21 protein-coding genes are annotated in these 22,323 nt (G+C 63.1%); 14 read left to right on the forward strand and 7 right to left on the reverse strand.

What is annotated here, in order from left to right:
* Nucleotides 1-122: 122 nt before the first annotated feature.
* Nucleotides 123-1,175, reverse strand: coding sequence for a LacI family DNA-binding transcriptional regulator (locus NTU39_RS18720; protein ID WP_150666105.1), 1,053 nt, complete (start codon nucleotides 1,173-1,175; stop codon nucleotides 123-125).
* A gap of 298 nt (nucleotides 1,176-1,473) precedes the next feature.
* On the opposite strand from NTU39_RS18720, the gene NTU39_RS18725 reads away from it, so the two are divergent.
* Nucleotides 1,474-2,040, forward strand: coding sequence for an SRPBCC family protein (locus tag NTU39_RS18725; protein ID WP_257958274.1), 567 nt, complete (start codon nucleotides 1,474-1,476; stop codon nucleotides 2,038-2,040).
* Nucleotides 2,041-2,117: 77 nt separating this feature from the next.
* Here the strand turns inward: NTU39_RS18725 and NTU39_RS18730 are convergent, their stop codons facing one another.
* Complete coding sequence (locus NTU39_RS18730) at nucleotides 2,118-2,726, reverse strand: hypothetical protein (RefSeq protein WP_257958275.1); 609 nt, start codon at nucleotides 2,724-2,726, stop codon at nucleotides 2,118-2,120.
* A gap of 227 nt (nucleotides 2,727-2,953) precedes the next feature.
* Nucleotides 2,954-4,285, reverse strand: a complete 1,332-nt coding sequence (locus tag NTU39_RS18735) for a hypothetical protein (RefSeq protein WP_257958276.1) — start codon at nucleotides 4,283-4,285, stop codon at nucleotides 2,954-2,956.
* A gap of 331 nt (nucleotides 4,286-4,616) precedes the next feature.
* On the opposite strand from NTU39_RS18735, the gene NTU39_RS18740 reads away from it, so the two are divergent.
* The 11 genes from NTU39_RS18740 to NTU39_RS18790 all read left to right on the forward strand — a co-directional run bounded on the left by NTU39_RS18740 (nucleotide 4,617) and on the right by NTU39_RS18790 (nucleotide 14,594).
* Complete coding sequence (locus tag NTU39_RS18740) at nucleotides 4,617-6,089, forward strand: 2-hydroxymuconic semialdehyde dehydrogenase (protein WP_257958277.1); 1,473 nt, start codon at nucleotides 4,617-4,619, stop codon at nucleotides 6,087-6,089.
* A gap of 117 nt (nucleotides 6,090-6,206) precedes the next feature.
* A complete protein-coding gene (locus NTU39_RS18745; RefSeq protein ID WP_150740123.1) occupies nucleotides 6,207-6,641 on the forward strand; it encodes a RidA family protein in 435 nt (144 codons plus the stop codon).
* Nucleotides 6,642-6,700: 59 nt separating this feature from the next.
* Nucleotides 6,701-7,252 (forward strand): 3-hydroxyanthranilate 3,4-dioxygenase, encoded by a 552-nt coding sequence (locus tag NTU39_RS18750; RefSeq protein ID WP_150666099.1) that lies wholly within the window; start codon nucleotides 6,701-6,703, stop codon nucleotides 7,250-7,252.
* A gap of 43 nt (nucleotides 7,253-7,295) precedes the next feature.
* Complete coding sequence (locus tag NTU39_RS18755; RefSeq protein WP_257958278.1) at nucleotides 7,296-8,291, forward strand: amidohydrolase family protein; 996 nt, start codon at nucleotides 7,296-7,298, stop codon at nucleotides 8,289-8,291.
* A 212-nt stretch (nucleotides 8,292-8,503) separates the two neighbouring features.
* A complete protein-coding gene (locus NTU39_RS18760) occupies nucleotides 8,504-9,697 on the forward strand; it encodes an ABC transporter substrate-binding protein (protein ID WP_150666137.1) in 1,194 nt (397 codons plus the stop codon).
* 74 nt (nucleotides 9,698-9,771) lie between these two features.
* Nucleotides 9,772-10,644 (forward strand): alpha/beta hydrolase, encoded by an 873-nt coding sequence (locus tag NTU39_RS18765; RefSeq protein WP_150666097.1) that lies wholly within the window; start codon nucleotides 9,772-9,774, stop codon nucleotides 10,642-10,644.
* Nucleotides 10,641-11,561 (forward strand): branched-chain amino acid ABC transporter permease, encoded by a 921-nt coding sequence (locus NTU39_RS18770; protein WP_150666096.1) that lies wholly within the window; start codon nucleotides 10,641-10,643, stop codon nucleotides 11,559-11,561. Before NTU39_RS18765 ends, NTU39_RS18770 begins: the two co-directional genes overlap by 4 nt.
* A 17-nt stretch (nucleotides 11,562-11,578) precedes the next feature.
* Nucleotides 11,579-12,553 carry a branched-chain amino acid ABC transporter permease gene (locus NTU39_RS18775; protein ID WP_150666095.1) on the forward strand — a complete coding sequence of 325 codons (975 nt, stop codon included), beginning with the start codon at nucleotides 11,579-11,581 and terminating at the stop codon, nucleotides 12,551-12,553.
* The gene (locus NTU39_RS18780) at nucleotides 12,550-13,320 is read left to right on the forward strand and encodes an ABC transporter ATP-binding protein (RefSeq protein ID WP_150666094.1); all 771 of its coding nucleotides are present in this window, start codon (nucleotides 12,550-12,552) and stop codon (nucleotides 13,318-13,320) included. The genes NTU39_RS18775 and NTU39_RS18780 overlap by 4 nt, the downstream gene beginning before the upstream one ends.
* Nucleotides 13,317-14,027 carry an ABC transporter ATP-binding protein gene (locus NTU39_RS18785; RefSeq protein ID WP_039396980.1) on the forward strand — a complete coding sequence of 237 codons (711 nt, stop codon included), beginning with the start codon at nucleotides 13,317-13,319 and terminating at the stop codon, nucleotides 14,025-14,027. The genes NTU39_RS18780 and NTU39_RS18785 overlap by 4 nt, the downstream gene beginning before the upstream one ends.
* A gap of 207 nt (nucleotides 14,028-14,234) precedes the next feature.
* Nucleotides 14,235-14,594, forward strand: coding sequence for a helix-turn-helix domain-containing protein (locus NTU39_RS18790; protein ID WP_150577059.1), 360 nt, complete (start codon nucleotides 14,235-14,237; stop codon nucleotides 14,592-14,594).
* Between the two features lie 72 nt (nucleotides 14,595-14,666).
* Here the strand turns inward: NTU39_RS18790 and NTU39_RS18795 are convergent, their stop codons facing one another.
* Nucleotides 14,667-15,623, reverse strand: a complete 957-nt coding sequence (locus NTU39_RS18795; RefSeq protein ID WP_150666093.1) for a LysR substrate-binding domain-containing protein — start codon at nucleotides 15,621-15,623, stop codon at nucleotides 14,667-14,669.
* A gap of 11 nt (nucleotides 15,624-15,634) precedes the next feature.
* Complete coding sequence (locus tag NTU39_RS18800) at nucleotides 15,635-16,282, reverse strand: TetR/AcrR family transcriptional regulator (RefSeq protein WP_174985030.1); 648 nt, start codon at nucleotides 16,280-16,282, stop codon at nucleotides 15,635-15,637.
* Nucleotides 16,283-17,577: 1,295 nt separating this feature from the next.
* On the opposite strand from NTU39_RS18800, the gene NTU39_RS18805 reads away from it, so the two are divergent.
* Together NTU39_RS18805 and NTU39_RS18810 are read left to right on the forward strand one after the other, a co-directional pair.
* Entirely contained in the window at nucleotides 17,578-17,844 is a 267-nt protein-coding gene (locus NTU39_RS18805) for a YMGG-like glycine zipper-containing protein (protein WP_246184715.1), read from the forward strand.
* A 93-nt stretch (nucleotides 17,845-17,937) separates the two neighbouring features.
* Entirely contained in the window at nucleotides 17,938-18,510 is a 573-nt protein-coding gene (locus tag NTU39_RS18810) for an EF-hand domain-containing protein (protein ID WP_150666091.1), read from the forward strand.
* Nucleotides 18,511-18,651: 141 nt separating this feature from the next.
* On the opposite strand, the gene NTU39_RS18815 is transcribed toward NTU39_RS18810, so the two are convergent.
* Together NTU39_RS18815 and NTU39_RS18820 are read right to left on the reverse strand one after the other, a co-directional pair.
* On the reverse strand, nucleotides 18,652-20,019 hold the full coding sequence (locus NTU39_RS18815) for a DUF3100 domain-containing protein (protein ID WP_150666090.1): 1,368 nt from the start codon (nucleotides 20,017-20,019) through the stop codon (nucleotides 18,652-18,654).
* Nucleotides 20,020-20,748: 729 nt separating this feature from the next.
* On the reverse strand, nucleotides 20,749-22,263 hold the full coding sequence (locus tag NTU39_RS18820) for an aldehyde dehydrogenase family protein (RefSeq protein ID WP_150666089.1): 1,515 nt from the start codon (nucleotides 22,261-22,263) through the stop codon (nucleotides 20,749-20,751).
* Nucleotides 22,264-22,323 lie beyond the last annotated feature (60 nt).

Consider the following 22,323-nt stretch of genomic DNA (forward strand, 5'->3'; position numbering starts at 1 on the left):
TTGCCTCGGCCAATGCCGCACTCTCTTGATGGAGTCGGTCGTCGGCCACTTTCTTGCTTGCTAGTACTGGGGTCCTACGTACTGCAGTGCTGCGATTGCTTCGAAACCGGTGGTGCGTATCGTCATGCTTGTCTGGCGGGCGGGGCCGACACTGTGCCGCCCCGGCGAATCTCGTGCGGCAGGATGAGGGCGTGGCTGAGCGACGGGTCGTGCGACGCCGTCACACCGGCGGCCCCTACGCGTCCATCGATCTGAGCAAGCAGACGCTGCGCCGCATGACGGCCGATCTCCACACTGGGCTGCACCACGGTCGCGAGCGTCGGCGAGAGCAGTTCGCCCACGGCGAGGCCGTCGAAGCCGAGGACTGAGATGTCGTCCGGCACACGCAGACCGGCTTCGCGCAGCGCGCGCATGACACCGAGCGCGAGCAGATCGTTGGAGCAGAACAGCGCCGTGGGGCGCGCGCCGTCGCGCTCAAGTTGCGCCAGCCATTCGCGCACCCGTTCGCCGCGTGCCCCGCTGTTGAAGTCGATTTCGAACGCGGGCAACGGCGTGAGACCGGCGGCCTGCATGGCGTCGCCGTAGCCGAGATAGCGCCGCTTGGCGCGGTCGGACGCATGCAGCGCCCCCGTCACCATCACGATGTCGCGATGTCCGGCTTCGATGAGCATGTTCACGCCCTGCGCGGCCGCTGCGCGGTTGTCCACGGACACGCACGGGCGCTCGGGGGCGTCGTTGTAGACTAGCTGGCACGCGACGCCCTCAGCCGCGAGGTCGTCGACGAGCGCACTGTGTTCGGCATCGGCGAGCGTCAGCAGCAAGCCGTCGACCCTTTGTTGCAGCAGGGTTTCGATGGCGTTGCGCTCGCGCTCCGGATCATATTGGGTGGTCACGAGCAGCAGACGGCGGCCCGTGCCGTCGATAGCGGCTTCGATGCCTTCGAGGCAATCGGCGAAGACCGGGTTGCCGAGCGTGGGCAGCATCACGCCGATCAGGCCGGTGCGCTCGCCACGCAGTTGGCGGCCCAGCGCGTTGGGACGGAATTTGAGTTCGGCGGCGGCCGCCTGCACGCGGGCGAGCGTCTCGGGACGCACCAGTTGCGGCGAATTCAGCGCGCGCGACACCGTCGCGATCGAACAGCCTGCCCGCTGCGCCACATCCCGAATATCAGCCACACCCGCTCCTTTTATCTGGACCGTCGAATTTTGAAGTTGACGGATTTTACGCAAATGTAAACGTTTACGAAAACGTTTTCACTCCGGGATTCTATGGAGACAATTTGACGGATTCATGACAGTCCGGGAAACCTCATGGACGCTGGATCGGCGCCTTGTCCACCCGGACGTAGCCATTTGCGGCTATCGAAACGGGCCTTCCGACGCTCTTCGGGATGCCGCCTATACTGAAAATCCCCCCTCTCGACGGGGGGCATCACGGCATGAGGACACTCACCACCCACGACCGGGAACGGCCATGAACGACTATCACTTCCTCACCTTGTGGCGGCTCACCGCGCCGCTGAACGAAGTCTGGGACACGCTACGGGACGTCGACCACTGGGCCCGCTGGTGGCCCTGCGTGCGGGAGGTGCGCACGCTCGATCCTGGCGACGCCGACGGTATCGGCGCCGTACGCGAGCTGACGTGGCACGGGGCGCTGCCCTACTCGTTGACCTTCGAAACCCGCATCACGCACATCGACCCGATGCGCGAGGTGCGCAGTGTCGCCACGGGCGAGGCCGAAGGCACGGGGGTTTGGCGCTTCGAGACGGAAGGCTCGATTACGGTGGTGCGCTATGCGTGGGACGTCCATACGCGGCGTGAGTGGATGAACAAGCTCGCGCCGCTGGCCCGACCGTTGTTCCGCTGGAACCACAATTACGTGATGCGACGCGGCGGAGAAGGGCTGGCTGCCGTGCTCAACGCCCATCTGGTCGAATGTCTGGACAGCGACTTGCCCCCAGCAGCCATAGGCAAGGAGCGCGATCCGCGCGAACTGCGTGAAGCGCGGGCGCGTGTGAGTCACGATTCGCATCGTTGAGGCGCGGGGGATTGCGCTAGCCACTGCGACACCGACATGAGTGCGGTGTCGCATGGGGCGTGCGATTGCTCACCGCTTCAGGCAGTTGCCTTTTCCGGCTCGAAGCCAATGCTATCCAGAAGGCCGGTCAGTGCTTTCTTATCCTTTTCAGGGATCGCCTCCTCGATCGTCGGCAGAAACTTCGTGACAAGGTCCAGGGTATTGCCTTTCCCGTGCGTGAGAAGCTGCGTGAGCGCCGACAGTCTCAGATGTTCGGGCAGCTTGTCGAGCAGCGTGATCAATGTACTCTTTAGCCCCGTGTGGAGCCTCGCTTCGGCCGCAGCGACGGAATTTCCGATGACTCCCAGATAGAACTTGTCCCAAGTGTCAGGCCCCTCTGTGACCGCTTTCGCCCAATCGACAAGGAATTTTTCGTTGTTCGCGTCGATACGACTGGCATTCGGCGGCATCGCTTGACTCGGGGCGGCCGCGACATTCGCAGCACCGGCTCCAGTGGCTGTCGGAAGGAGCCTCTCCGGGGCATTCTGGCCTCCAATATCCAGGGCATATGGCATGCCTCCCCCCACATTCGCAGAGTGTCCGGCACCGGCGAAGTCTATGCTGATGTGTTCCGGCCGCTGCGTCTGCGGTGACTCTTGCGAGGCGACAACGGTAGACAACGTTGTGGGGGTGATTCCAATGTTCATGACGGTTCTCCTTCGGGGGGTAGGAGATTCCATCTTGGCCGCTATGCGGCACATCACTTCATGAGACGTCCGTAGATTTTCTGCTTTCGACACGGCGTGCACACCGTTCAGGCGGCGTCCCAACGAATGCGGCGGGAGCCGTCCCATCAGGATCGGCGGTAATAGCTGTGACAATGCGACGCCAGCATATAAGCGGCGTCGCATGGGGCGTACGAATACGCGCTGCTTCAGCCAAACAACTTCGGCCACTTGATGCCAACGCTTTCCAGAAGGTCAGTCAGTTCTTTCTTTTGTTTTTCTGGGATCACCTTGCCGATATCCGGCAGATGCTTCTCGACAAGGTCCAAGGTATTGTCGTTCGGTTGCGTGAGAAGCTTCTTGAGCGTCGGAAATCTCAGATGCTCGGCCATCTGTCCGAGCATCATGATCAATGCACGCTCCAGCCCCGCGTGGATCCTATTTTTGACTGCTGTGACGGAGTTGTCGATTATCCCCATAAGGAACTGGTTGCTAATCTCGGGCCCTTTGCCGATCACCGCCGACCACTCGGCAACGAATTTTTGGGTGGGCTCGTCGATATGATGGTCACTCGGCGGCGCCGCTTGAGTCGATGGTGCCGCGGCGAAACCGACAGCACCGTTTCGGGGTGCGGCCAGAAGGTGTCTCCCCTGATCGGTGCCCGTCGCGACGCGCTGCGAATAACCTGTGGGAATCTGTCGATTCGATCCTTGACGGGCATCAGAGCTTTCCGGGGTCGTAAATTGAACGCTCACTGGCACGTTTGCGGCGACATTGAACGTGGCGTGCACCCGGGGTGGCTGCTCACCCGTCGAAGACAATCTTCCGTGCCTTACTTGAGAAAAATCTCCGTCCCACAGGCGATCGTCGGGCCAAACACCCGAAGGCCCCGCGCCTGCAATCCGATGGGTTTGCAGGCCCGCCGAATATCCTTGCACATCCGTCATGTCAAAAAGATCGCCCATCCCCCCGCCGTTGTTGCGCTCACCCTCGAGCGGTGCGTTACCGCCAAACCCACCACTGCCTATCCGATAGGCTCGCTGGCCATCCGAAAGCAATCCCCATGGCGGCGGTGCTGGCCACTTTCCACGCCGTCCCAGCATATCGATATTGCGTGGCGCGCCATCCTCCCAATGGTCGTCTGGTCCCTCATATGTCGGAGCGATCGAACGGTGTACATCGCGGGCAAACCCGAGCCCGCTCGCACCGTATGGGGTTCCAGTGCAGGTGTCCGGTGACGGTATGAAAACCGTTTCCCCACCCTCGCCGAATACGAACTTGCCGCCGAGGTACGCGTTGCTCCCACCCGTATCGGTTCTTGTTTGAGCACTCGCCAGGGCATAGTGGGAATACGGCGGCGTGTCCATATAGTCCCGACAAGCACTAAGGCCTTCTGTCGTTACATTTGCCGAACTCTGATTCGCGAGGTGCGCAGCACCGGCGAAGTCTGTGCTGATATGTTCTTGCCCCCGCGCCTGCGGCGGCTCCTGCTGCGAGGCGACATCGACAGGCACAGTTGACTGCTGGGTAACTTCCATCATGACGAATCTCCTTCAGGTGGTAGGAGATTCCATCCTGGCCTCTATGCGGCGCATCACTTTATGAGACCTCCGCAGATCTTCGGCTTTCGACACGACTTTGGTGCCGTTCGGGCGGCATCCTAACGAATGCAGGGGAGACGTCCCGGAAGTCCCACCAGCGCCTCCCCCTCATCTATTCCATTAAGGAATAGACACCACGATAGATTTCATTATTTTTTATATCGACGGTTGCCTAGACTTGTGAGCATCCGGCGGTTGTGCCGTGGCGCTACGTTGCACGGCGTCACCGGCGACCTGCCGCCCCGCAAAACAATCCGCTCCAGGAGACCTCGTGAGCCTTGCGAATGCGCCGCTGCTGCGGCATTACGTGGATGGTGCGTTCGTCGCCACCGATCGCCAGTTCGATAACGTCAGCCCGGTGGACGGCCACCTCGTCGCGAAAGTGTGCGAAGCCGATGCCGCCACCGTCGACCGCGCCGTGAGCGCCGCCCGTCGCGCCCTGCACGACGGCCCGTGGGGCAAGACCACGCCCGCCGAGCGCGCCGCCGTGCTGCACCGTATCGCCGACGGCATTCAGGCACGTTTCGACGAGTTCGTCGCGGCCGAAGTCGCCGACACCGGCCGCCCCGAGGAACAGGCCCGCACGCTCGACATCGCGCGTGGCATCGCCAACTTCCGTATGTTTGCGGACCTCATCAAGACCGCAGGTAGCGAAGTCTATGAGATGCGCGCAGCCGACGGCGGCGACGTCATGAACTACGTGACGCGCAAGCCGCTCGGCGTGATCGGCATCATCTCGCCGTGGAACCTGCCGCTGCTGCTCTTCACGTGGAAGGTCGCCCCGGCGCTGGCCATGGGCAACTGCGTCGTTGCGAAACCCTCGGAAGAAACGCCTTCGTCCGCCACGCTGCTTGCCGAAGTTATGGACGCCGCTGGCGTGCCGCCCGGTGTCTTCAACCTCGTGCACGGCTTCGGTCCCAACTCAGCCGGTGAGTTTCTGACCAAGCATCCGGACGTCTCCGCCATCACCTTCACCGGCGAGTCACGCACCGGCAGCGCGATCATGAAAGCCGTGGCCGACGGCGTGAAGGAAATCTCGTTCGAACTGGGTGGCAAGAACGCTGCCGTGGTGTTCGCCGACGCCGACTTCGACAAAGCGGTCGACGGTGTGGTGCGTTCGTCGTTCACCAACGCAGGCCAGGTCTGCCTGTGCTCGGAGCGCGTCTACGTCGAGCGCCCGATCTTCGATCGCTTCGTCGCCGCCCTCGCCGAGCGTGCCGCCGCGCTGCGCATCGACGCACCGGACGCAGAAGGCGTTCAGATGGGCCCGCTCGTTTCCCGCAAGCATCGCGAGAAAGTGCTCTCGTACTATCAACTTGCGGTCGAAGAAGGTGCGACGGTGGTCACCGGCGGCGGTGTCCCGACCTTTGGCGACGCCCGCGACGAAGGTGCTTTCGTCCAACCCACGGTCTGGACGGGACTCCCCGACACGGCCCGCTGCGTACGCGAAGAAATTTTCGGCCCGGTGTGCCACGTCGCCCCGTTCGATAACGAAGACGAAGTCATCCGCCGCGTGAACGACAGCGACTACGGCCTGGCCGGGTGCGTGTGGACGACGAACCTGTCACGCGCGCACCGGGTGGCGCGTCAGTTCCAGACGGGCCTCGTGTGGGTGAACACGTGGTTCCTGCGCGACCTGCGCACGCCGTTCGGCGGCGTGAAGCTCTCGGGCCTCGGTCGCGAAGGCGGACGTCACTCGCTCGATTTTTATTCCGAAATCACGAACATCTGCATCAAGCTATAAACAACGCGGCACGTCAGAGCCATGTAGGGAGGCGACGGTGCGGCAATCTCGATGGGGGTCGAGGCTGCCGCACCCGCGCGCCGTCCCATGACAAGAACACAACGGAGACTCGAATCCATGAGCGCATCGCAAGACACCCAGGCCCGCGTGGTCGAAGGCAAAGCCAAGCCGCGCGGCAAGTTCCCGCACATCAAACGCGCAGGCGACTTCCTGTTCGTCTCGGGCACCAGCTCGCGACGCCCCGATAACTCGTATGCCGGCGCGCAGGTCGATGCGCTGGGCGTCACGCAGCTCGACATTCGCGAGCAGACGCGCGCCGTCATCGAGAACATTCGCGACATTCTCGCGAGCGAGGGCGCGACACTGGCGGACGTCGTCGAAGTCGGCTCGTTCCTCGTGAACATGAACGACTTCGGCGGCTACAACGAGGTGTACGGCGAATACTTCGACGAGAACGGCCCGACCCGAACGACGGTCGCCGTGCATCAGCTGCCGCATCCGCTGCTGCTCATCGAAATCAAGTGCGTGGCCTATGCGCCGCGCGCACGCTGAGCCTTCGCTCACGCAGACTGACACACATAACATCGCGCGACATGACCCGGGAGACAAGCATGTTGACGTATGGCAAGCCGTTCAATTTCCAGCGCTGGATCGACGATCACGCGCACCTGCTCAAGCCGCCGGTCGGCAATCAGCAGGTCTGGCAGGACAGCGATTTCATCGTGACGGTCGTCGGCGGTCCGAATCATCGCACCGACTATCACGACGATCCGCTCGAAGAGTTCTTTTATCAGTTCAAGGGCAATGCCTGGGTCAATCTCTGGATCGACGGCAAGCCCGAGCGCATCGATCTCAAGGAAGGCGACATCTTCCTGTTGCCGCCGCATGTGCGCCACTCGCCGCAGCGTCCCGAGGAAGGCAGTCTGTGCCTCGTGATCGAGCGCCAGCGCCCGGCCGGTCTGCTCGACGGCTTCGAGTGGTACTGCCTGAGCTGCGGCACGCTGGTGCACCGCGTGGAAGTCCAACTCAAGAGCATCGTGACCGATCTGCCGCCGCTCTTCGAGGCGTTCTACGGTAACGAATCGCTGCGTCGCTGCCCCGGCTGCGGCGAGATCCATCCGGGCCGCGCAGCACAACCCAAGACTACTGCGACGTCGGCCTGATCGGCCGCGTCACTCAGGCACACAGACACTCACACGTCACGTCATGAAGAAAATCGACATGCACGCCCACTTCTTCCCGCGCATCACGCAGGAAGAAGCGGCCCGCCTCGACGCCGCCACCGCCCCGTGGCTGCGGATCGACGAGGGCGGCGAGACCGGCAACATCATGCTGGACAATCGCGCCTTCCGTCCGGTCTACCGCGCCCTGTGGGATCCGTCGCTGCGCATCGAAGAACTCAACCGCCACGGCGTCGACCTGCAAGTCGTATGCGCCACGCCGATCATGTTCGGCTATCGCTACGACGGGCGCGCCGTCATGGACTGGGTCCAGCGCATGAACGACCTCGCGCTCGAGCACTGCGCCTACGCCCCGAACCGTCTGAAGGCAATGGCGCAGGTGCCGTTGCAAGACCTCGACCTGGCCTGCGCCGAAGCCTCGCGCGCCAAGGCCACCGGCCACGTCGGCGTACAAATCGGTAACCACCTCGGTGAAAAAGATCTGGACGACGAACAGCTCGTGGCGTTTTTGCGGCACTGCGGCGACGAGCACATCCCCGTGCTGGTGCATCCGTGGGACATGATGACCGACGGCCGTATGAAGAAGTGGATGATGCCGTGGCTCGTGGCCATGCCCGCCGAGACGCAACTGTCCATCCTATCGCTGATCCTCTCCGGTGCGTTCGAGCGCCTGCCGCGCTCGCTCAAGCTGTGCTTCGCGCACGGCGGCGGCGCCTTCCCTTACCTGCTCGGCCGCGCCGAGAACGCCTGGCATTGCCGCGACATCGTGCGCGCCGACAGCCCGCACCCGCCGTCGCACTATCTGGACCGCTTCTACGTGGATAGCGCCGTGTTCGATCCGCGCGCCCTGCGTCTGCTCGTGGACACGATGGGCGTGGAGCGCATCATGCTCGGCTCCGACCACCCGTTCCCGCTCGGCGAGCAGGACATCGGGCGTCTGGTGGCCGATCAGCCGGGCCTCGACGACAACGCGCGGCACCGCATTCTGGCCGGGAACGCACTGGAGTTCTTCGGGCTGTAACTGGTGCTTTCCCGAGGTGTTTTTGAAAATGCTTGCCTACGCAAAAGGCGTCGTTTAGGCTGGGCATAGAAATATTTGATGCTTAAACAATTCTGGAAGTTTTGAATTAGTCTGACGCGCCTGGCCTGCCATGACCGACGTGAAGAAGCGGTCAAGTATCCCGGCGCGAGTCCGCAGCTGACAGTGCTTGAATTCATCGTTTGGAGACCATGATGACGGGAACGAAGACCACGCAACGCAAAGCCATCGCCGTGCTGGGTGCCATCGCAGCCGCTGCTGCGATGTTCGCATCGGGCGGTGCCCATGCTCAGGTGAAGATCGGCTTCATCGGCACGCTCTCCGGCCCGGGCGGCGCGCTCGGGCAGGACCAGTACGACGCCTTCATGCTCGCCGTCGAGCAAAAGGGCGGCAAGCTCGGCGGTGTGCCGGTGCAGGTGATCAAGGAAGACGACCAGCTCAAGCCGGACGTCGGCGTGCAGGCCGCGACCAAACTGGTGGAGCGCGACAAGGTCTCGCTCATTACCGGCGTGACGTTCTCGAACGTCATGATGGCCATCCACAAGAACGTGACGAACGCAGGCGTGGTCATGGTCGGCTCGAATGCCGGCCCGACGCCGATTGCGGGCGAGCAATGCTCGCCGAACTTCTTCTCGACCTCGTGGGACAACGACGAACTGCATGAAGCCGGCGGTCAGCTCTCGACCGATCTCGGCTACAAGAAGATGTACGTGATGGCCCCGAACTATCAGGCCGGACGCGACGCCGTGAACGGCTTCAAGCGCGACTACAAGGGCCAGATCGTCGACGAGGTGTACACGCAGGTCAACCAGCCCGACTATTCGGCTGAAATCGCCCAACTCGCCGCCGCCAAGCCGGACGCCGTCTACGTGTTCTACCCGGGCGGCATGGGCGTGAACTTCGTCAAGCAGTACCGCCAGGCCGGTCTGCTCGGCAAGATTCCGCTGATCTCCGTGTCGACCATCGACGGTTCGACCCTGCCCGCACTGAAGGAACAGGCCGTAGGCAGCATTACCAGCGCCCCCTACTCGCCCGACCTCGACAACGCGCAGAACAAGCAATTCGTTGCGGCCTTCCAGAAGAAGTACAACCGCGTGCCGTCGATGTACGCCGCGCAGTCGTACGACGCCGCGAACCTGATCGACTCCGCACTCACCAAGACGAAAGGCAGCGTGACCGACCGCGAGGCGCTGCGCGCCGCGCTCAAGTCCGCCGACTTCCAGTCCGTGCGCGGATCGTTCAAGTTCGCCAGCAACCAGTTTCCCATCGCGCCGTTCTATCGCGTGGATGTAGTGAAGGACGCCAGCGGTGCCGCCTTCGCGAACAAGGGCAAGATCGATATCAAGACGCGCGCCAACCTCGCGTCGATGTGCAAGATCCGCTCGTAAGCCGCTCAACGTTGTGCAATGCAGTAAAGCGGGGGCGCCCAGCCCCCGCGGTCTTTGAGCACTATCGAGGGTTTATGAAGCGCTACCGCAATTTCGACGAAGCCGAGCTGGACGTTCAGTACAACGCTCGCGCCACCACCCCCAACATTCTCGACATCCTCACGCAATACGCCGAGCAGAGCGCGCACGCCCGCGCCACCGTGCCGTGCGTGCTCGATGTCGCCTACGGGGACCACCCCGACGAAACGCTCGACATCTTCCCCGCGCCGCAGCCCGGCGCGCCGGTGTTCTTCTTCGTTCACGGCGGCTACTGGCGCGCGCTGAACAAGAGCGATTCGAGCAACATGGCTCCGGCGTTCACGCAAGCGGGTGCCACGGTCGTCACTATCAACTACTCACTCGCGCCGGGCGCGTCGCTCGACACCATCGTCGACCAGACGCGTCGCGCACTCGCGTGGGTCCATCGTCACATCGGCGAGCATCACGGCGACGCACGCCGCATTCACATCTGTGGCAGTTCGGCAGGCGGTCATCTCGTCGGCATGCTGCTCGCGCAGGGCTGGCATGCCGAATACGGTGTACCTGAAGATGTCGTCGCGGGCGCCGCGCCGCTGTCCGGTCTGTTCGACCTCACGCCGATTCCGTTCACGCACATCAACGAATGGATGAAGCTCTCGGCAAACGACGCACAACGCAACAGCCCGTGCTTGCGCCTGCCCGTGCGCGGCTGCCCGCTCGTCGTGTCTTACGGCGAGACCGAGACGCCCGAGTTCAAGCGCCAGACCGACGACTATCTCGCCGCGTGGCGCGAGAAGGGTTACACGGGCGAGTACGTCCCGATGCCGGGCACGAACCACTTCGACATCGTGCTCACGCTGAACGACGTGCAAAGCCCGCTCACGCAAGCCATCTTCCGTCAGATGGGCCTGCCCCGGGAGGCGACATGAGCCTCACGCTTTTCATCATGCAGTGCCTGAACGGACTGCAACTCGGGGTGCTGCTGTTCCTGATGGCCGCCGGACTCACGCTGGTGTTCGGGATCATGAACTTCGTGAACCTCGCGCACGGCTCGCTGTACATGATGGGGGCGTTTATCGCCGCCACCGTCTACAACTACACCGGATCGTTCGCGCTGGCCGCCATTGCGATCATTCCGGCAATGCTGCTGATCGGCCTGATCGTCGAGTTCGTCGCGCTCAAGACGCTCTATGACCGCGATCACCTCGACCAGGTACTCGCGACCTTCGGTCTGATCCTGTTCTTCAATGAACTGGCGCGCATGATCTGGGGCCCGTCGCCGTATTACATGGAAGTGCCCGAATGGCTGTCCGGGACGGTCAACCTCTTCGGTCTCGACTATCCGGCTTATCGCTTCCTGATCATCGTGGTGGGACTCGTGGTCGCGCTCGGCTGCTACCTGCTGATTCACCGCACCCGTATCGGCATGCTGATCCGTGCAGGCTCGACGCACCGGCAGATGGTCGGTGCGCTCGGCGTGAACATCGTGCTGCTCAATTCGCTGCTGTTCGGGCTGGGCGCGATTCTCGCCGGGATTGCCGGTCTTATGGCCGGGCCGATTCTGTCGGTGCAGCCGGGCATGGGCGAGCCGATCCTGATTCTGACGATGGTCGTGATCGTGATCGGCGGCATCGGCTCGGTGCGCGGGGCGTTCCTCGCAGCACTCATCGTCGGTGTGGTCGACACGCTGGGCCGTACTGCCCTGCCCTCGATACTGCGCAGCATGATGGAGCGCAGCACGGCTGACACCGCCGGTCCCGCGCTGGCGTCGATGCTGATCTATCTGGTGATGGCGGCGGTCCTCGCGGTGCGTCCGCAAGGTCTCTTCCCGGTGAAACACGGCTGACGATGGAAACGATGGAAATGAAACTCAACCTACGCACCGCCGTGCCGATACTGCTGCTAGTCCTGCTGGCGCTGGTGCCCATTTACGCGACGTTTGCTCAGCAACCGTTCTTCCTCACCCTCTTCGGCCGCATCGTGGTGTTCGCCATCGCCGCCGTCTCGCTCGATCTGATTCTCGGCTACGGCGGCATGGTCAGCTTCGGGCATGCCCTGTATCTGGGCCTCGGCGCTTACGTCGTGGGCATCATGAGCTTCCACGGCATCGATAACGGCTTCCTGCATCTGGGCGTGACGCTGGTGCTGTGCGCGCTCGTCGGCGCGCTCACGGGCCTGCTGTCGCTGCGCACGACCGGCATCGCGTTCATCATGATCACGCTGGCGTTCGCGCAGATGTTCTACTTCCTCGCCGTGAGCCTGAAGCAGTACGGCGGCGACGACGGCTTGCCCGTCAACGCGGGCAGCCGCTTCGGGAGTGTGACGCTCGACGACCCGGCGGTGCTGTACTACGTCGCGTTCGCCGTGCTGTGCCTGTGCGTGTGGGCGGGCCGCCGTCTGGTCGAAGCGCGCTTCGGCATGGTGATTCGCGGCGCGCGTCAGAACGACCGCCGCATGCGCGCCCTCGGCTACCCGACGCTGCGTTACAAGCTCGTGGCCTACGTCATCAGCGCGATGGTTTGCGGCGTGTCGGGCATGTTGTACGCCAATCTCACGCACTTCGTCTCGCCCGCCTATATGGCGTGGACCGCTTCGGGCGAACTGATCGTGATGGTCGTGCTGGGTGGCCTCGGCTCGTTCTTCGGGCCGGTGCTGGGCAGCGCTGCGATGCTGCTCATCGAGGAATGGCTCAAGGGCATGACAGAGCACTGGATGATCATCTTCGGGCCGCTCATCGTCGTGGCGGTGCTGGTCTCGCGTCGCGGTCTGTACGGACTGCTGGGCGACCTGCAAGTGCGTCTGTCGCGTCGCACGCGCACCGTGGAGGGCAAAGCATGAGCCTCCTTCATGTCGACCAACTGGTCAAACGCTATGGTGGACTGACCGCCACCGATCACTTCTGTCTCGACGTCGCACCGGGCGAGCTGCACGCCATCATCGGACCGAACGGCGCGGGCAAGAGCACGCTCATCGGCCAACTGGCGGGCGAGCTGCGCTCCGACGAAGGCAGCATTCATTTCGACGGGCACGACATCACCTCGGTGCCCATCGAGCAACGTGCGCGTGCCGGGCTGGCGCGCTCGTATCAGATCACCTCGGTTTTCCGGGAATTCACGGCGCTGGAGAACGTGCTCGTCGCCGTGCAGGCGATGCAGGGGCATAGCTTCGGCTTCTGGCGTCCCGCGATCCGCGAAGCGGCGCTGGTCGAACCCGCGCGCGAAATACTGGCGCGCACCGGGCTGGCCGCCCGCATGAACGTCCCCGCCAGCGCGCTTGCGCACGGCGAACACCGTCAGCTCGAACTGGCGATGGCGCTGGCTGGCCGACCGAAACTGCTGCTGCTCGACGAACCGATGGCCGGTATGTCTCAGGCCGAGTCCGAACAGATGACGCACCTGCTTGCCGACCTCAAGGGCGACTACGGCATCGTGCTGGTGGAACACGACATGGATGCCGTGTTTGCGCTGGCCGACCGCATCACGGTACTCGTCTACGGACGTGCTATCGCCTGCGGCGACGCCGACACCATCCGCCGCGACGCGGGTGTACGCGAAGCCTATCTCGGGGACGAAACCCGCAACGAAATGCTGGGAGCGACAGCATGAGCACCTTGTTGTCTTTATCCGGCGTCGAATCGTACTACGGCGCGAGTCAGGCGCTGTTCGGCATGCAACTGAACATCGAGCGCGGCGCTTTCGTCACCCTGCTCGGGCGTAATGGCATGGGCAAGACGACCACCGTCAGGTCGATGACGGGGCTGATGCGCCCCGCACGCGGCGAGATCGTGTTCGACGGGCAACCGGTACACGCCAGTCCGTCGCACCGCATTGCGCGGGCGGGCATGGGACTGGTCCCCGAAGGCCGTCAGATATTTCCCACGCTCACCGTGCGCGAAAACCTCGTGGCGACCGCTGGCAACCGGCATGGCGCGGCGTCGCCGTGGACGCTCGAGCGTATTTACGGCCTGTTTCCGCGTCTGCGCGAGCGGGAGAAAAACCTCGGCAGCAATCTGTCCGGCGGCGAACAACAGATGCTCGCCATCGGCCGTGCGTTGATGACGAATCCGAAATTACTCATTCTGGACGAAGCGACGGAAGGCCTCGCTCCGCTCATTCGCGGTGAAATCTGGCAATGTCTGAAGCAACTCAAAGGCAGCGGCCTGTCGATCCTCTGCATCGACAAAAATCTGGCACCGATGCTCGAACTCGGCGACCAGCACTACATCGTCGATAAAGGCCGTGTGGCGTGGCAAGGCGACTCGTCGAAGCTGCGTCAGTCGTTGCCGGAATTGCAGGCCTACCTCGGGGTCTGAGGCGCAAGCCAAGCCACGCGCATCCCCTGTCTGCGTACACTCTACGGCACCTCGTCTCCACGAGGTGCGTAGTACTCGATAGGTGTCAGACGCGAAAATCGGGAGTGTTTTGTGAAAGCACCCAGCAAATGGATGTGGTGCAATCGGCTCCGCTTGATTGCCTTTGCAAGCGCACCCGATCCACAACTAACGACACCGGTCAGGACTATGGCTTACACCAATACGCCTTCGAATCCCTTCCGCTGGCTGCTCACGCAGGACACCGGTGCGCCGCCGCCCGCCGAGCCTGCTCACGTCAAGAACGGGCTCCCTGCGGACCTCCCGCTCAACATCAAGGAGCTGCCGCGTACACCGCTTCCCAAGCTGGAAGTCTTCCCCGACGAGTTGCTTGCCCTGCGCAAACATCTGGGCATGTCCCGTAACGTCTTCGCCCACTATCTCCGGACCAATCCCCGAACGCTGGAGAACTGGGAGCAAGGGCGTGCGCGCCCGAACGCCCAGGCCGCCTGCCTGATACGGCTGGTCCAACAGAACCCGGGGCTGGTGTCTTCGCTCGCGCGCCTGTAAGTCCTTGCGTCGCGGGATGAAAAAAGGGCGTACCGATTCCTCGGCACGCCCTTTTTCTGTGTTCCACGACCGCTACGGCTTAAGTCCGCATGCCTCGCGCAAGCAGGCGACGAAGCGCGCACAGGCCGGACTGGGCGACTTGTCCGCGCGTAGCGAATAGCCGACGTCGCCGAAGCTGCCCGACATCGTGTCGGCAAGCACGCGCAGCAAGCCCGACTCCACGAACGGTGTGGCCGCCGCACGCGGCATGAGCGCGACGCGAGGCGTCTCCAGCATCAGGCCGATGTTGGTGAGCACTGAGAGCGACTCCACCACGTCTTCCGGCAACGCGAGCCCGGCATCGTGAAACAGACGCTCCGCCGCCAGACGCGAGGGCGACTCGGGTACCGGCAGAATCCACGCGCCTTCGCGCAGTTCAGCGAGCGGCACACGGTCCGGCAGATGCGTCCAGTGACGCTTGCCGCCGATCACGCTAAGCGATTCGTTAAAGAGAATTTCGTGAGTCAGTGCGAAGGCGTTGGCCACCGGCAGCGAGCGCTCGGGCAAGCGTCCCACCACGATATCCAGATCGCCGCTGGCCAGCGCCGGAAAGAGCTGTGCAGTCGTCGCTTCACGCACCGTCACCAGCACGCCCGGCGTACGCTCTTTGAGCATGGCGATCGTGCGCGGCAACAAGTCGGCGGCGGCCGAAATGAGCGTGCCGACAATCACATGCCCGCTCGTGCCCGCACTGAACGCGTTCACTTCGTCCGTCAGGTAGCGCAATTCGGCCATCAGCGATTTCACGCGATGGCCCAGCAGCTCGCCGAGTTCGGTCGGTTGCATGCCGCGATTGCTGCGCACAAAAAGCGGGCCTTCGAAACAGGCTTCCAGCTCATGCACGATCTTGCTCACCGCAGGCTGCGTAAGTCCGGTTTCGTTAGCGGCGCGCACGAGCGAACCCGTTTCGAGCACGCGGTCGAAGACCTGAAGCTGGTGAAACTTGAGCTTTCGTCCGAGATTAAGGGCTGTCCAGGGAAGTGATCGCATCGGCGTCCTGTTCAGGCTGTCGCAGTCGTTCCGGACGCCGTCACCGAATCTGCCCCCTGCGGCGCAGGCGCCGACTCAGCGGGCTCCGTCGACAGGAAGGCAGCAACGTACTCCTCGAGCATGGCCACGTCCGGCAGCGAGGCCGGGTTGACATGGAGGTTCACGAGGCACCCGTCGAAGGTCAGCACGAGCATGTCGATAAGACGTGCGCGTCGCACACCATCACGCGCCAGACTCGGCGCACAGGCCGCCAGCATCGCCGACAAGCGCTCCCTGAACCACTGAAGCAACGACGGATCGTAGGGATCGCCCGGCGTCACCGTGGAGAGCGCCTGCACCAGATTGTGCGAGAAGCCGTTGTCGAGCCTCGGCGTGTCGACTAGCAGGCCAGCGAGCAGCGTGCGCATGCGGGCATGCGCGCCGTGTGCCGACATGACTTCCGATTCAAGCGTCGTGATACGCGCCTTGAACCATTTGTCGTAGACGCAGAAGAAGACTTGCAGCTTCGCAGTGAAGTAGCTGTAAATGTTCGCGTGCGAAATTCCTGCACGCTTGGCGATCTGCACCATTGTGGTGTCCACATACCCTTTTTCGAGAAACAGGGCATGCGAGGCTTCGAGAATGGCGAGACGAATGTCTTCTTTCTTGACTTGTGGCATATGTGAGCCTGCACCGTTAGGCGGGGCACCTCGATCGTTAATTCTCAACGTCCGCTGACATCGATACACAATGTCAGCGCGCACAGTATGCCAGCGCAAACGCAGCTTGCGGCGAAAACTAAGCGCAAACACTCCCCCGGACTTTCCCGGTATTTCCACGCACACGACGCGAATTACGATGACAGACATCGCGTAATGCGTGGGGTTATCGCAAGTTGGCCGCATGCCGCCGGAAAACCGCTTTGCCGCCGACGTCGCCCATCCGATATTTCAAAATTGAACAATTTCGATGTCATGCATTTCTCGCATGGGAAGCGCATCGACGCACCGGAAGTTTCGTATATGAACGCGAATACAAAATGAATACGAAAATCGCGCTCCGAAATCGGCAGATACCCATATGAGTACGCACTTCACGTATCCGACGCTCACGCCTTCGGCTTAAGCACATTTTGTTCGATCCGTAGGCATACACCGTCAGCGCACTCCTACATTACTTCGGACTGCATGAAATATGAGATGTGTTGTGTGCAGCGCAATATGCCCTCAAAGCCGCGTGAAACGGTGCATCGCGAAGCAATTACAAAGATTTACAAGATGCAGCGATCCAAATCCCGCAATCTGCGTCCAACCTGGGTGGATCGTTTCGATTCACGCAATCCATGATGGCGAAGGGCGGGACAAACACCGCGCTCGAACGGAGGTCATGATGAGAATGAACCGTGAAGGTGTTGCCAATACAGAGGTGGCGTGTGACATGAAGTCGCGCATTGCCAAGGTGTCCTCAGCAGTCGGACTCGCGTCGGTAATGTTGACGTTGGCAGGTTGCGCGTATGAAGCGCCGCCTCAGCCGCGACTGCCGTATCGAGGTATCGAAAGTACGAATCCGTCATATCGATCGGCGGATCCGAACTGCGGGCCACCGCCGTATGCGCCGGGTTCTGCGTGCAGCCCGTATGCAGCCCCCGCGGCACCGGTCCCGAACACCGACGCCTACGGTCGCCCTTATCCGCCGACGGACGCTTATGGCCGCCCGTATCCGACAGATGCACAGGGACGACCGTATCCGCCGCCCCCGCCTCCGCCGGCTTATCGGGAATCGAACCCGGCCGACGGCGTGGCCGCGCCGGAGAACGGCTCGGCCACAGCCCACTGAACGTCAGCCATCAACGTCGAATCAACGAATTTACGAACAGCAGGCGGTGCGCCATCCGGCAGCGAGTCGAAGCCGACGGACCGCGAACTGCCTGAGGATATCCCGGGGCCTGGCGCCCCACCCGAAGGAGTCATGCGTCATGAAAACCACACAACGACGGATCTCGCAAATCTCACGTCTTTCGCGCTCGGTCGCCCCGATCCTCGTGGGCGCTGCGCTCATTGGTACGCTGGCCGGTTGCGGCGGGATGACCCCGCGCGAATCGCGTAATACCGCAGTCGGCGCTGGCGTCGGCGCACTGGGCGGCGCCCTCATCTCCGGCGGTGACCTCGGCACGACCGTGGGCGGCGCCGTCGTCGGCGGCGTGATCGGTAATGTCATCACGGACGATCGCCGTCGTCGCTGATCCATGCCGAAGACCGACGGCAGCCGACTGCTGTCATTAAGGGGCGATGCACGGCCCCCGCTCAACTGACGATGCAATAAGGAGAAGCGAGCTATGAACTCCCAGGACACCCTTCGCCAGCGTACGCTTAGCACGCTCAAGACACGACGCCTCGGCCGCCGGACCCTCGCTGTCGTGACCGTTTGTGCGGGCGTGGCCGCCCTGTCGCTGGCCGCGATGCCGAGCTTCGCACAGTCGGGCATGCCGCCCGTCAACGGTGTCGTGCCGACCACGCCGAATCCGCCGCCGCCGCCCACGGCAGGCCCGGACTACGGCGACGCCGCCGATCAGAACGCCGCACTCGGCCTGTACCTGCAGCGTTCGTTCGACGCCATCGATACCAATCACGACGGCAAGATCGACCGCAACGAATGGGCCGCGTATCAGCGCAGCCAGTTGCAGGCACGTCGCGCCACGTTCGAGCGCTATTTCAAGGCGGCCGACAAGGATGGCGACGGTTATCTGAGCCGCGACGAAGCCGCCGCCTCGGAGCCGTTCCTGTACCAGCATTTCGACGAGATCGACGTCAATCGCGACGGCAAGCTCTCGGCCGCGGAAATCCGCAGCTTCTTCCGTCGCTACTATCACGACCGGGCGCAGGCTGACGCCGCTACGACGAAGCCATGATTTTCCTCCGCCTTAAAACACGAAGGGCCGGGCCTGCATACCGCAGGACCCGGCCCTTCGCTTTCCAGCATTCCAGCTATTGCGTCTTCCGACTGCCTGCGAAAGCGCGACCTGTCACCGTCGCGCGTTCGCCATCAGGCATTACACGTGGAAGAATTCGGCGATGATCGCGGCACCAAGGAACGTACCGGCGTTCGCGAGGAACGACACAACCACGATGCGCCAGCCCAGACGACGGAAGGCGGGCACGTCCTTGGCAACCGACAGACCGGCGTAAGTCAGCATCGGCGTGACCAGCGACAGGAAGTTGATCTTGCCCGTGAACTGCTCGACGACTGGCGCGAACGGGAAGGCCGGCGACGTCAGGAACATCGCGATCAGCGACACCCAGCACACGGCCGGCACCTTGCGGCGCGTGACGAAGTACAGCGCTTCACCCACAAGCACGGCACCGATGATGATCAGCATGCCCGGCACGCCGTCGAGGAACGGCGTCTTGAAGGCCATGCTGTTGCCGACCAGCGCAAGGGCGCCCGAGAAGAACCATGCGAACAGACGTGCGCCGAAGTTCATCTCGACGGTGTGCGCCTTGCTGGCTTCCTTGAGTTCCTTGGCGGCTTCGGCGTCGGCCACGGCAGCGGCTTCGGCGTTGGCACGGCCACGCTTGCTCATGCGGCCCAGCACCGGCTCCATCACGCGGTAGCCCCACACGGCGAGCGGCAGCGAGATGAACAGCGTGAAGTACGTGCCGATGGTCGTCGTGATCAGGTTCGACGCAGCGGCGAACGTGGCGACTTCCTTGGCGACTTCCGGCGTCTGCTGTGCGGCAATCGCACCCGCAGCAGCGGCCATCATCGAACCCGAGCCCACACCGGCGCCCATGGCGAGCGAGTGCGGATGGAACAGGTTCAGGCTGGCGACAAAGCCCGCGAACAGCGAGATGAACACCGCACCGAAGATGGTGCCCGTCAGGTACTCGGCGAGCACGCCACGGCCTTCCGGCGAATCGAAACCGTACTTTTCGCCGATGATCGCGAGGCTCGGCTCACGGCCGACCGAGAAGGTCGCGCCAATGGCTTCGCGCTTGATGCCAAGCATCAGTGCGACCGGCAGGCCCAGAATGATCGTGCCGACGAAGTGGCCGAACTCCTGGAACACCAGCGCCCAGCCGGCGGCCACGAGCTTGGGCAGCGAGCCGCCCACGAGCAGGCCGAGCTTTGCCACGAACAGCAGCAGCGCCGGTTGCAGAATGGCGGCTGCCTTGTGCTGCATCGACAAGTCGATCTGTGCGAAACGCGGCAAGCGCGCCTGCGACAGGCCCAATGCCGCGCCGAGCAACAAGGCCCAGACCATCGGCAACAACACGATCTTGCCGTGACCGGCATTGATGCTGATCGCACCGATCAGCTCCGCGACCACCAGGATCACGATTGCCCAAACATACAGGCGCACGCCATCGCTGAAGGCGCCTCCCTGCGGCTTGGCCGCTTTTTGTTCCATGACTGCCATCTGGGTCTCCACTGCACTTGCTATTGAGCCGGTCCGATGCCGTGCGCCGTCGAGCTATTCGGCGGGTCGGCCACCATTTCGGTAGTTAAGGAAGTTCGGCACGCCGTCCGTCCGGTCCACTCCGTCGATCCGATCCTGACGGGATACACCGGCGAACTCTTGGGGCATGGCGGCTGAACGCCCGCCATGTTGGCATACCTTAGGGTCTGTTCACATTAATACGGGCTCGTGAACGTGTTCTACCGGCTGGCTGGCAAGGCGCTCGCAGCTTGCTTGGTCGCCCCAAGCAAGCTGCGGGCAACGCCGCCAGACGGCCGGTAGGGCACGTTCCCTTCGGGTTTTCCACCCAAAGGGGCGATCGCGGCGTCATGATCCTCGCGAATATTCCCGATATTCGCTTCGGCTCATTCCTTGCGCTCGCCCCTTTGGCCGGGCAACACGAGCCCGTATTAATGTGAACAGACCCTAGTGACAGCAACAGCGTAATCAATCCCCCGCGCCGAACCACCCGAGGGCGGCATTATACGCGGTCAAAAACACCGTTTCGGCCCCCTGTCCCGCAGGCTGAAACGCTCGCGTGCCGCACAACGTCTCACGACCGGTGCCCGGCAAACTCACTACCCATTTATTGCCCTATCGCCACGCGTTCCCGACAACTGAACGCACGATGACAGCAATTCCCACCGGGCGACTGCGGGCTTTCGCCCCCGGCCACCCGGCGTGTCACGCTCAGACGTAGCCGAACGGCGTGGCCGGATTGGCGGCCGTCTCAACCCAGACGCTCTTCGTCTGCGTGTACTCATACAGCGCTTCCACACCGCTGGAACGACCATAACCGCTGTGGCCGTAGCCGCCGAACGGCGAGGCGACGTTGATGGTCTTGTAGCCGTTGATCCAGAACGTACCGGCGTTGACCTGCGACGCCACACGGTGCGCGCGGGCCACGTCCTGAGTCCAGACGGCACCGGCCAGACCGAACTCGCTGTCGTTCGCAATCGCCAGCGCTTCTTCTTCCGTGTCGAACGGAATCGCGACGACCACCGGGCCGAAGATTTCGGTGCGGGCCACGCCCATCGCGTTATTGGCATCGGCCAGCACGGTCGGGCGCACGAAGAAGCCGCCGTCGCTGCGTTGCTGCGAACCGGCGGCCAGACGCGCGCCGCCTTCGACGCCCGCGTCGATCATGTTCATGACGTGCTGATACTGCGTGCGGTTGCAGATCGGACCGACTTCGGTGGTGTCGTCCATCGGCTCACCCACGCGAATCTTTTCCGCGCCACGCGCGAGCATGTCGATCATCTGGTCGTACACGCCGCGCTGCACCAGCAGACGCGAACCGGCCACACAGCTCTGACCCGCGCTCGAGAAGATGGCGGCCTGCGCACCGAGGCAGGCACGCTTGAGGTCGGCGTCGTCGAACACGATGTTGGCCGACTTGCCGCCCAGTTCCAGCACGCTCGGCAACAGACGTTGCGCAGCGGCCGTGGCGATCTTGCTGCCCGTGGCGGGCGAGCCGACGAACACGACCTTCTTGACGACCGGATGCGAAATCGCAGCTTGGCCCGTCGTATGGCCGAAACCGGCGAGCACATTGATGAGACCGCGCGGCACACCGGCCTGCTCGGCAAGGGCGGCAACGACCAGCGAGCTGGCCGGCGTGAGTTCCGACGGCTTGAGCAACACGCCGTTGCCCATGGCGATCGCCGGGGCCAGTTGCCAGCCGCACGTGAAGACCGGCGCGTTCCACGGCGTGATTTGCAGCACCACGCCCATGGCTTCGCGACGCGTGTAGTTCAGGTGGGTGCTCGGCACGGGAATGACATCGCCGAAGAACTTGTCCGTCCAGCCAGCGTAGTACTCGAACATCTCCGCCACCTTGCCGACTTCACCACGGCAATCGCGGATCGGCTTGCCTGCGCCGATGGACTCGAGCTGGGCAAGCGCTTCGGCGTTTTCGCGAATCTTCGCACCGACGGCTTGCATCACACGACCGCGCGCGGCGTGCGTGAGCGCCCACCAGGTCTTTTGTGCAGCTTGCGCGGCATCGGCGGCTTGCGCCACGACGGCGGCACCCGCATCGCGATAGGTCAGCACGGTCTGGCCGGTGGCCGGGTTCACGATGTCGATGTTCGACTCACCCGAGCCTTCAACCAGTTCGCCATTGACGAACGAGCCGATGGTGGTGGCGTTGGGGAAAAACTTGGCGAATGCGCCGAGCAAAGCGGTGGCTTGTTGGTCTGCCATGAGAAAGCTCCGTGCGATGCGCACTCAGGTGCGCATCGTGTCGTCAAAACAAAAAATCAG

This window comes from Pandoraea commovens (assembly GCF_024704525.1).
GTDB classification, from domain to species: domain Bacteria; phylum Pseudomonadota; class Gammaproteobacteria; order Burkholderiales; family Burkholderiaceae; genus Pandoraea; species Pandoraea commovens.